8 protein-coding genes and 2 rRNA genes (1 of these 10 only partly in view) are annotated in these 11,015 nt (G+C 59.0%); 5 read left to right on the top strand and 5 right to left on the bottom strand.

Annotated elements, in window-relative coordinates; all coding sequences use genetic code 11:
- Positions 1–52: 52 nt before the first annotated feature.
- Positions 53–2,869: a valine--tRNA ligase gene (locus B5T_RS18210; RefSeq protein ID WP_014996007.1), complete on the top strand. Its 2,817-nt coding sequence runs from the start codon at positions 53–55 to the stop codon at positions 2,867–2,869.
- A 20-nt stretch (positions 2,870–2,889) separates the two neighbouring features.
- On the opposite strand, the gene B5T_RS18215 is transcribed toward B5T_RS18210, so the two are convergent.
- Both B5T_RS18215 and B5T_RS18220 read right to left on the bottom strand, forming a co-directional pair.
- Positions 2,890–3,573: a TetR/AcrR family transcriptional regulator gene (locus B5T_RS18215; RefSeq protein WP_014996008.1), complete on the bottom strand. Its 684-nt coding sequence runs from the start codon at positions 3,571–3,573 to the stop codon at positions 2,890–2,892.
- A 76-nt stretch (positions 3,574–3,649) separates the two neighbouring features.
- The gene (locus B5T_RS18220; RefSeq protein ID WP_014996009.1) at positions 3,650–3,862 is read right to left on the bottom strand and encodes a DUF2061 domain-containing protein; all 213 of its coding nucleotides are present in this window, start codon (positions 3,860–3,862) and stop codon (positions 3,650–3,652) included.
- Positions 3,863–4,068: 206 nt separating this feature from the next.
- Here B5T_RS18220 and yegS point away from each other — a divergent pair, with 206 nt between their 5' ends.
- Positions 4,069–4,986, top strand: coding sequence for a lipid kinase YegS (yegS, locus tag B5T_RS18225; protein WP_014996010.1), 918 nt, complete (start codon positions 4,069–4,071; stop codon positions 4,984–4,986).
- Here the strand turns inward: yegS and B5T_RS18230 are convergent, their stop codons facing one another.
- A complete protein-coding gene (locus tag B5T_RS18230) occupies positions 4,987–5,379 on the bottom strand; it encodes a DUF2721 domain-containing protein (protein ID WP_014996011.1) in 393 nt (130 codons plus the stop codon).
- Between the two features lie 404 nt (positions 5,380–5,783).
- On the opposite strand from B5T_RS18230, the gene tnpA reads away from it, so the two are divergent.
- The 3 genes from tnpA to tnpC all read left to right on the top strand — a co-directional run bounded on the left by tnpA (position 5,784) and on the right by tnpC (position 8,151).
- Complete coding sequence (tnpA, locus tag B5T_RS18235) at positions 5,784–6,167, top strand: IS66-like element accessory protein TnpA (RefSeq protein WP_041716686.1); 384 nt, start codon at positions 5,784–5,786, stop codon at positions 6,165–6,167.
- Positions 6,164–6,499: an IS66 family insertion sequence element accessory protein TnpB gene (tnpB, locus tag B5T_RS18240; protein WP_014992698.1), complete on the top strand. Its 336-nt coding sequence runs from the start codon at positions 6,164–6,166 to the stop codon at positions 6,497–6,499. Before tnpA ends, tnpB begins: the two co-directional genes overlap by 4 nt.
- 74 nt (positions 6,500–6,573) lie before the next feature.
- Complete coding sequence (tnpC, locus tag B5T_RS18245) at positions 6,574–8,151, top strand: IS66 family transposase (RefSeq protein WP_014992699.1); 1,578 nt, start codon at positions 6,574–6,576, stop codon at positions 8,149–8,151.
- A 100-nt stretch (positions 8,152–8,251) separates the two neighbouring features.
- Here the strand turns inward: tnpC and rrf are convergent.
- A 5S ribosomal RNA gene (gene rrf / locus B5T_RS18250) occupies positions 8,252–8,367 on the bottom strand.
- 152 nt (positions 8,368–8,519) lie between these two features.
- Positions 8,520–11,015: ribosomal RNA gene (locus tag B5T_RS18255) — 23S ribosomal RNA — on the bottom strand; it runs 393 nt beyond the window's last position.

An 11,015-nucleotide genomic window follows, 5' to 3' on the forward strand; every position in this document is an offset into this window, starting at 1 on the left:
CGGTTCCGGTATAATCCGCCTTTCGTTTTTGCGATGAAAGACAGCGGAGATCATGGACAAGACCTACCAACCCGATCGTATCGAGCAGGCCTGGTACAACACCTGGGAGGATGCGGGCTATTTCCGCCCTTCCGGCCAGGGTGATGCCTATTCCATCATGATCCCGCCGCCCAATGTGACCGGCAGTCTGCATATGGGCCACGCGTTCCAGGACACCATCATGGACACCCTGATCCGGTTCCGCCGGATGCAGGGACGCAACACGCTGTGGCAGGTGGGCTCCGACCACGCCGGCATCGCCACTCAAATGGTGGTGGAACGGCGTCTGGCCGCCGAGGGCAAGAACCGCCACGATCTCGGCCGCGATGCTTTCATCGAGAAAATCTGGGAATGGAAGGCGGAGTCCGGCGGCACCATCACCCGCCAATTGCGCCGCATGGGCGCCAGTGTCGACTGGACCCGTGAGCGCTTCACCATGGACGAAGGCCTGTCCAACGCAGTGCGCGAAGTGTTCGTGCGCCTCTATGAGGAAGGCCTGATCTACCGGGGCAAACGTCTGGTGAACTGGGACCCGGCCCTGCATACCGCGATCTCCGATCTGGAAGTGGAAAACAAGGAAGAGCAGGGCCACCTGTGGCACTTCCGCTATCCCCTGTCCGATGACTCCGGCCATCTGGTGGTGGCCACCACCCGCCCGGAAACCATGCTCGGCGACACCGCCGTGGCGGTGCACCCGGAGGATCCGCGCTATAAGGACCTGGTTGGCCAGACCATCCGCTTGCCGCTGGCCGACCGCGAGATTCCAATCATCGCCGACGACTACGTGGATCCGGACTTCGGCTCCGGCTGCGTGAAGATCACCCCGGCCCACGACTTCAACGATTATGAAATGGGCAAGCGGCACGACCTGCCGATGATCAACATCCTCACCATCGATGCCCACCTCAACGACCAGGTGCCGGCAGCCTATCGCGGTCTGGACCGCTACGAGGCACGCAAAAAGGTGGTGGATGATCTGGATGCCCTGGGTCTGCTGGAAAAGGTCGACGATCACACCTTGCAGGTACCTCGTGGCGACCGTTCCGGCGTGGTCATCGAGCCCTACCTCACCGATCAGTGGTTCGTGGCGGTGGAAAGCCTGGCCAAACCGGCCATCCAGGCGGTGGAAAACGGCGACATCCAGTTCGTGCCCAAGAACTACGAGAACATGTACTTTTCCTGGATGCGCGACCTGCAGGACTGGTGTATTTCCCGGCAGCTGTGGTGGGGACATCGCATTCCCGCCTGGTACGACGAGGACGGCAAGGTCTATGTGGGACGCAGCGAGGAGGAAGTCCGCACCGCCCATGATCTGGATGATCGCCCGCTCAGCCAGGACGAGGATGTGCTGGATACCTGGTTCAGCTCCGCGCTGTGGACCTTCTCCACCTTGGGCTGGCCGGAACAGACCGAGGAATTGCGTACCTTCCATCCCAGCAGCGTGCTGGTCACCGGCTTCGACATCATTTTCTTCTGGGTCGCGCGGATGATCATGATGACGCTGAAGTTCACCGGCGAAGTGCCCTTCAAGAAGGTCTACGTGCACGGCCTGGTGCGGGACGCCGAAGGCCAGAAGATGTCCAAGTCCAAGGGCAATGTGCTCGATCCGCTGGATTTGATAGACGGCATCGACCTGGACAGCCTGGTGGAGAAACGCACCCGGGGACTGATGCAGCCGCAGAAGGAAAAGCAGATCAGCAAGCGTACCCGAGCGGAATTTCCCGAAGGCATCAACAGCTACGGTACCGATGCGCTGCGTTTCACCTTCCTGTCGCTGGCCTCCACCGGCCGTGACATCAAGTGGGACATGGGCCGCGTCGAGGGCTATCGCAACTTCTGCAACAAGATCTGGAACGCCGCCCGCTATGTGATGATGAACACCGAGGGCCAGGACTGCGGTGTGAATGAGAAAGGGAGGGAAGTCAGCTTGTCACTGGCGGACCGCTGGATCGTCTCCGCGTTGCAGCGGGCCGAGCGCGAAGTGACCGAGGCGCTGGATCAGTTCCGCTTCGATGTCGCCTCCCACGCCGCCTACGAATTCATCTGGAACGAGTACTGCGACTGGTATCTGGAGTTGTCCAAGCCGGTGCTCTACAGCGACGATTATTCCGAAGCGGAGAAGCGCGGTACCCGCCGCACCCTGGTGCGGGTGCTGGAAGCGATTTTGCGCATGGCGCATCCGTTCATGCCGTTCATTACCGAGGAAATCTGGCAGAAGGTGGCACCGCTGGCCGACAAGGCACCGGCCGCGGATGCGGGTAAAGCGCCTGCTGCGGATACAGGTATAGAGAACGCCACCATCATGCTGCAGCCCTACCCCCGGCCCGAGCAAGACAAGGTGGATGAACAGGCCGAGCAGGACATCGAGTGGATCAAGGCGGTGATCACCGCGATCCGGAATATCCGCGGCGAAATGCGCATTCCCCCCAGCCGCACCCTGGATGTGTACTTGCACAACGGCAAGGACGAGGACCAGCGCCGCCTGCAAGCCAACCATAATTTCCTCTGCCGTCTGGCCAAGTTGGACAGCATCAGCTGGCTCAACGCCGACGATTCCGCGCCGGCCTCCGCCACCAGCCTGGTCGGCGACATGGAAATCCTGGTGCCCATGGCCGGCCTGATCGACAAGGACGCGGAAATCGACCGCCTCACCAAGGAAGTGGACAAGCTGCGCAAGGAGGTAGGGCGCGCGGAAGGGAAGCTGAAAAACCCGGCCTTTATCGACAAGGCGCCGGAAGCCGTGGTCGCCAAGGAAAAAGCCAAACTCGACGACTACCGTTCCCAGCTTGCCCGTCTGGAAGATCAGTTGGAAAAGATCAAGTACCTGTAACCTAACCGCCCGGCCCCGGGTCAGGAGTGCCGCTTCAGTGCCCCTGGAGTGGCTTCCTGGCCCAGGATCACCGATTCCGCGATCCCGATCATGGTGCGCTGGCAAAGATGCAGCCGCTCCTCGCTGAACTCCCCGCCTTCGAAGACATAAAGCGAATAGCTTTCCAGAATCCACAGCATGGTCCGCATCACCAAAGGGTCAAAATCACGGCCGGTGAGCCGGTTGATTTCGGCGGTGAGCACTTCGGCGGCAATGGTCTGCGCCCGGTCCCGATGCGGCGCCAATGCCGAGTTGGAGCTGCGCGCCTCTTCCATCATCAGTTTGATCACCGGCCCCATGCTGATGTGGTAGTCGAAGTAGACCTTGGTGGTGTTGTGGATGATTTGCTGCACGGAACGGGCCTGACGCATTTCGTGATGGAAATGCAGCAGCATATTGTCGATGAAGATGCGGTAGATATTTTCCAGCACATCCACCTTATTGCGGAAATACTTGTAGAAAGTGCGCCGTGACACATTCGCCGCACTCAACAGATGTTGCACCGTGGTGCGCTCGACACCGCGCAGGGCGAATACCTGCACGGAATGAATCAAAATTTCCGCCCGCGCCGGCGAGCGTGGGCCCCCTTCGTCCTCGGCATGAGCGTCCAGCACCTGATTAACCACCTGGCGGATGGCGTCCAGATCATCCCCTTGATTCCACACAGTAACTTATCCTTTGTTTTTGTTTACCGGGGCGTAGCTTAAACCAAGCCCCTGAACCCAGTAAACAAAGGGTCTATCAGGCAGCCAGAGCAGCCTTCTCCTCTTCCCGAGGAACCCGGCGACGCTGCCAGCGTTTCCAGATCTTCTCGTGGAAGTGGTAAGCCACCGTGTTCACACAAGGTTCCACCATCGCCGTGGCGCCACCGATGCGCCAATCGCCGGTCATGGCCCACACCACAAGAAACGCCACACTGATGTGCATAATGCCGAAACTGAATGTCTTTACCATGGGACACCTCCGCCTTTATATGTACATGATAACCATTCTCGAAAATACAAAAAGGAAGATGGTGTTATTTGGTTAATAGTCTTAGGCTATGATCAGGCAGGCGTAATGGCGAGACCAGCGGTTCCGTCGAAGCCAATCTGGAATAGAATGAGTGGCGAGCCATCCGGCAACTCGGTGGCTTTTTTTGTCCATTGCAAGGAGTGCCGATGGTAAGTGCCAAAGCTCTTTTGATCCTTCACGGTAAACAAGCCACCAATGATGAGGTGCGTCAGGCGGTCATGGCCCGCCGTGAACAAGGGCACCAACTCGATGTTCGGGTCACCTGGGAAGGCGGAGACGCCGAAAGGTATGTAGAGGAAGCATTGAACGCTGGCTACGACACCGTCATTGCAGGCGGCGGCGATGGCTCGGTGCGCGACATCACCGATACCCTGATGAAAAACGGCGGCGGGGCCAACCTTGGCATTCTACCGTTGGGGACCGCCAACGACTTCGCCACCGCCGCGAACATTCCCGTGCCGCCGAAAGACGCTCTGGCGCTGCTTGACCAGCCCGCGACCGCTATCGATGTGCTCGAAGTCAACGGCCATTACTTTCTCAATATGGCCACCGGTGGCTTCGGCACCGAAGTGACCACGGAAACCTCGGAGGAGTTGAAGTCCATGCTGGGTGGCGCCGCCTACCTGCTCACTGGCCTGACCCGCTTCACCGAGATCCGATCCGCGCAAGGCCATTTCCGGGGCCAGGACTTTGAATGGGAAGGCGAGTTCATGGCTCTCGGGGTCGGTAACGGACGGCAGGCGGGAGGCGGCCAGAAACTGTGTCCGGATGCCGTGATCAACGACGGCCTGATGGACGTGGCCATCCTGCCGGCACAAATGGACTTGATGTCCGGACTCCGTGGCCTGTTCAGCTCGGATGATGGTGCCAATGGAAACAATGGAAACGGTGAGCAGGAAGGCTTGTTCGTCCGCGCTCGCCTCGCGTCCATGGAGATACGCACCCCCGAGGCAATGTACCTGAATCTGGATGGCGAACCCCTGGAGGACACTCACTTTCATATAAAAGTGCATGCCGGCGCGCTCAGGGTTCACCTGTCACCCGATACGCCCCTTCTTTCCTGATCAGGGCCTGGGGCGTCTCAGTGCCTCCAACTGCACATTGAGCGCATTGGTGGAGATCAGCACCTCCCAAAGCGAAAAGATCAATGACAGTGACAGACTGATCAGGCTGGCTCCAAACAGCACCACCCCCGGCATTTCCTGATGCAGATAGAGCGCGAACATGGACAGAGTACAAAGCAGGAAGCTGAGTACCCCCGCCACCTGCATCCGCTGAGTCAACACGACCCGCCTGTGCAGCAGCTCAATCTGGCGCGTGGCGACTTCCTCATGCTGAGCTTTCTCTTCATCGGCCAGTTTTCGGATCAGCTGCGCCAGGACCAGAAAACGGTTGGTGTAAGCCAGTAGCAGCAGGGAAATAGCAGGAAAAAGGAGCGCGGGAGTGGTCAGAGACATGAGCGGCTCTTTGCGGTTGCGGTGGGATTTACTTTAACGGATCCGCAGGAAATCCGTCAGTCTTCCTGGCGCGGGCACGGAAGGCCCGTTCTGATTGAGTTAGAGGAGCGGGAGGGGGGGCGAATGGAAGAACGCACAGCCAAACGCCCTGTCAGAATACTGACAGGGCGTTTTGTATTTAAGAGCCCTTGTGCCCTCTGGGTATGACGATGACCTACAATGTGTGGCGAGCATGCTCGCCATCCCTTCGGGACGCCTGCGGCGCACCAAGCCCGCACCGGAGGAGCAGGGCTTGTCACATGGGCCCAGAAGTAGGGACAGGGTAAGCGTCCGGCGACCCCATCTTGAGTCGACGGTTGCGGCCTTCACGATAGTGTCCACTTATTTCTTAGTGGACACTATCGATGGACCCGTTAAGCGTATCTCAGCCCCAACCTCAACCACGACGTCGCCGTCACTTCTCCCGTGAGTTCAAGGCGCACATCGTGGCCGCCTGTCAGGAACCGGGCGTGTCCGTCTCCCGGATCGCCCTGGACAACCAACTCAACGCCAACCTGGTCCGCCGCTGGATCCGTGAAGCCGAGCAAGCCGGCCAGACAATAACGTCACCCGCGTTTATGCCCTTGGCGGTACCGGTGGCGTCGAGCCCTCCTGACCGGTCTTGCGCCAAGGAGTCGGGTAACCGCATCCGCATTGAAGTGCCCCGCTCCGGCGGACCGGTCATCGTGGAATGGCCCGCCGAGCAAGCCCATCAGTGCCTGGCCCTGTTACGCGAGCTGCTGCGATGATCCGCATCGACGAGATCTGGCTGGCCACCGCGCCACTGGACATGCGCGCCGGACCGGACAAGGCCCTGGCCCGGGTGATCCAGGTGTTCGGTGCGGCGAAGCCACATCAGGCTTACCTGTTCGCCAACCGCCGGGGCAACCGCATGAAAGTGCTGATCCACGACGGCTTCGGTATCTGGCTGTGCGCCCGCCGGCTCCATCGGGGCAAGTTCCACTGGGGTGACGCTTGGCGCGGCGATCAGTTGCGCCTGAATGAAGAACAACTGGCCGCCCTGGTGCAGGGCCTGCCCTGGCAGCGACTGGGCGACGAGGCCGTGATCTCGGTGCTGTAACCACACCTCGTTCCCGTTGGCTATACGCCCAACCTCCAATCGCCCACCGGGCGCTGGCTTGGCATACTGTCCGCATGACCTCGCGCCCTGACCTCAACGCCCTCTCTCCCGACCAACTCCGTGCCCTGGCCACCGAGTTGTTCGATCACTTGGAGAGCAAGGATCGGGTCCTCGCCCAAAATGACCGGACCCTCAGCCAACAAGAAAAAGCGATCCGTCACCGCGACGCGGTGATCGAGAAACAGGCCCACGAACTGGCGCTGCTCAAGCGCCACAAGTTCGCCCGGCGCAGCGAGCAGTTCAAGGGCGTGCAGGGCCAGTTGCTTGACGAACTGATCGACGCCGACCTGGCCGCCATGGAGGCGGAGCTGGCCGAGTTACTTCCAACGCAGGCGCCCCCCGCCGCTGCCAAGCAACAGCCCAAGCGCGCCCCGCTACCGCCCCAACTGCCCCGCACCCTGATCCACCATGAACCCGAGGATACGCAATGCCGCTGTGGGTGTGCGCTCAAGCGCGTCGGCGAGGACATCAGCGAGAAGCTGGACTACGTGCCGGGCGAGTTCACGGTGGAGCGCCATATCCGGGGCAAGTGGGCCTGCGAGCAATGCGAGACCTTGATCCAGGCGCCGGTGCCGAGGCAAGTCATCGACAAAGGCATCCCGACGTCTGGGCTGCTGGCCCAGGTGCTGGTGGCCAAGTACGCCGATCATCTGCCCCTGTACCGCCAGGAGCGCATCTTCGGCCGGGCCGGTCTGGCGATCCCCCGTTCCACCCTGGCCGAGTGGGTGGGCACCTGCGGTGTGTGGTTGCAGCCACTGGTGGATGCGCTCAGAGCCCAGTTGCTAGCCCAGCCGGTGCTGCACGCGGATGAAACGCCGGTAGCGATGCTGGCACCGGGCAAGAAGAAAACCCACCGGGCCTATGTGTGGGCTTACTGCAGCACCTCGTTCTCTGAACTGAAGGCCACGGTCTACGACTTCGCGCCCAGCCGGGCGGGCGCACACGCCCGCGCCTTCCTGGGGGACTGGCATGGCAAGCTGGTGTGTGACGACTACGCTGGCTATAAGGCGGGCTTCGGCGAGGGCATTACCGAGATCGGTTGCCTGGCGCACGCCCGTCGCAAGTTCCACGACCTGCACGTGGCCAACAAGAGTGAGCTGGCCGCCCAAGCGCTGGAGTCCATCGGTGCGCTGTACGGGATCGAGCGAGAGGCGAAGGATCTGCCGGATAAAGACCGCCAGCGCTTGCGCAACGAAAAAGCCCGGCCCATCGCCGACGCCCTGCACCAATGGATGATCTCCCGACGGCAAAAAGTCCCGGACGGCTCGGGTACGGCCAAAGCCCTGGACTACAGCCTGAAACGCTGGGCGGCGCTGACGCGCTACCTGGACGATGGCGCGGTGCCGATCGACAACAACCGGGTGGAAAACCAGATCCGCCCCTGGGCGCTGGGGCGCAATAACTGGCTGTTCGCGGGCTCTCTGCGCAGTGGTCAACGTGCGGCCGCCGTCATGAGCCTGATCCAGTCGGCGAAGCTGAACGGCCACGATCCTTATGCGTATCTGAAGGATGTGCTGGCTCGGCTGCCGACGCACAAGAACAACGCCATCGACGAACTCCTGCCGCAAAACTGGGCGCCGACCTCCGCCTGACAAGGTGGGATTACCGGACGCTTACGGGACAGGAGCTCATCGTATCCTAAATATAAAAAACCCCCGGCACGTTCGTGACGGGGGTCTTTTATATTTAAGAGCCTGACGATGACCTACTCTCACATGGGGAAGCCCCACACTACCATCGGCGCTGAGCGGTTTCACTTCTGAGTTCGGCAAGGGATCAGGTGGTTCCCACTCGCTATAGTCGTCAGGCAAACCGGCTTGGGATCTGTTTTGACAGATCACCAAATCTGTTTACCTCACTGGTATAACCAGCAAAGTATTCTGAGAAATTAGGAAGTCCAGCGTCAGAGCGTTATCCAACACTCATTCTATCAGATGCAGTTCAACTGCTTTGGCGTTATATGGTCAAGCCTCACGGGCAATTAGTACGGGTTAGCTTCACGCCTTACGGCAGCTTCCACACCCCGCCTATCAACGTTGTGGTCTTCAACGGCCCTTTAGGGGAATCAAGTTCCCAGAGAGATCTCATCTTGAGGGAGGCTTCCCGCTTAGATGCTTTCAGCGGTTATCCCGTCCGAACGTAGCTACCCGGCAATGCCACTGGCGTGACAACCGGAACACCAGAGGTTCGTCCACTCCGGTCCTCTCGTACTAGGAGCAGCTCCTCTCAAATCTCTAACGCCCACGGCAGATAGGGACCGAACTGTCTCACGACGTTCTAAACCCAGCTCGCGTACCTCTTTAAATGGCGAACAGCCATACCCTTGGGACCGGCTTCAGCCCCAGGATGAGATGAGCCGACATCGAGGTGCCAAACACCGCCGTCGATATGAACTCTTGGGCGGTATCAGCCTGTTATCCCCGGAGTACCTTTTATCCGTTGAGCGATGGCCCTTCCATACAGAACCACCGGATCACTAAGACCTGCTTTCGCACCTGCTCGACTTGTAGGTCTCGCAGTCAAGCACCCTTCTACCTTTACGCTCATTGCACGATGTCCGACCGTGCTGAGGGTACCTTTGTGCTCCTCCGTTACTCTTTGGGAGGAGACCGCCCCAGTCAAACTACCCACCACACAATGTCCCCGACCCGGATAACGGGCCTGGGTTAGAACCTCAAACATGCCAGGCTGGTATTTCAAGGTTGACTCCACAATGACTGGCGTCACTGCTTCAACGTCTCCCAGCTATCCTACACAAGCAGGCTCAAAGTCCACTGTGAAGCTGTAGTAAAGGTTCACGGGGTCTTTCCGTCTAGCCGCGGGTACACAGCATCTTCACTGCGATTTCGATTTCACTGAGTCTCGGGTGGAGACAGTGCCCCCATCATTACGCCATTCGTGCAGGTCGGAACTTACCCGACAAGGAATTTCGCTACCTTAGGACCGTTATAGTTACGGCCGCCGTTTACCGGGGCTTCGATCAAGAGCTTCGCCGAAGCTAACCCCATCAATTAACCTTCCGGCACCGGGCAGGCGTCACACCCTATACGTCCGCTTACGCGTTTGCAGAGTGCTGTGTTTTTAATAAACAGTTGCAGGGGCCTTTTCACTGCGACCACCAACAGCTTACGGGGCAAGCCCTTCACCATCGGTGGCGTACCTTCTCCCGAAGTTACGGTACCACTTTGCCTAGTTCCTTCACCCGAGTTCTCTCAAGCGCCTTAGAATACTCATCCCAACCACCTGTGTCGGTTTGGGGTACGGTTCCTTATAACCTGAAGCTTAGAAGATTTTCCTGGAAGCAGGGCATCAACCACTTCTCGGGGACAAAGCCCCAATGGTCTCGGCTCTCAGCCTTAGGATCCCGGATTTGCCTAAGATCCCAGCCTACTGCCTTTCCCCGGGACAACCAACGCCCGGTAGGCCTAGCCTTCTCCGTCTCTCCATCGCAGTTATAAGAAGTACGGGAATATTAACCCGTTTCCCATCAGCTACGCATTTCTGCCTCGCCTTAGGGGCCGACTTACCCTGCGCCGATTAGCGTTGCGCAGGAAACCTTGGTCTTTCGGCGTGGAGGTTTTTCACCCCCATTATCGTTACTCACGTCAGCATTCGCACTTCTGATATCTCCAGCATGCTTCTCAACACACCTTCACAGACTTACAGAACGCTCCCCTACCCAGCATGCATAAGCACGCTGCCGCAGCTTCGGTATCCAGTTTGAGCCCCGTTACATCTTCCGCGCAGGCCGACTCGACTAGTGAGCTATTACGCTTTCTTTAAAGGATGGCTGCTTCTAAGCCAACCTCCTAGCTGTCTGAGCCTTCCCACATCGTTTCCCACTTAACTGGAATTTGGGGACCTTAGCTGGCGGTCTGGGTTGTTTCCCTCTTCACGACGAACGTTAGCACCCGCCGTGTGTCTCCCGGATAGTACTCACTGGTATTCGGAGTTTGCATCGGGTTGGTAAGTCGGGATGACCCCCTAGCCGAAACAGTGCTCTACCCCCAGTGGTATTCGTCCGAGGCGCTACCTAAATAGCTTTCGGGGAGAACCAGCTATCTCCGAGCTTGATTAGCCTTTCACTCCGACCCACAGGTCATCCGAATCTTTTTCAACAGATCCCGGTTCGGTCCTCCAGTGCGTGTTACCGCACCTTCAACCTGCCCATGGGTAGATCGCTCGGTTTCGGGTCTATTCCCAGCAACTATATCGCCCTATTCAGACTCGGTTTCCCTACGGCTCCCCTAATTGGTTAACCTCGCTACTGAGAATAAGTCGCTGACCCATTATACAAAAGGTACGCCGTCACCCAACAAAGCGGGCTCCGACTGCTTGTACGTACACGGTTTCAGGGTCTATTTCACTCCCCTCTCCGGGGTTCTTTTCGCCTTTCCCTCACGGTACTGGTTCACTATCGGTCAGCCAGGAGTATTTAGCCTTGGAGGATGGTCCC

Origin of the sequence: Alloalcanivorax dieselolei B5 (assembly GCF_000300005.1) — a bacterium.
Taxonomy (GTDB): Bacteria; Pseudomonadota; Gammaproteobacteria; order Pseudomonadales; family Alcanivoracaceae; genus Alloalcanivorax; species Alloalcanivorax dieselolei.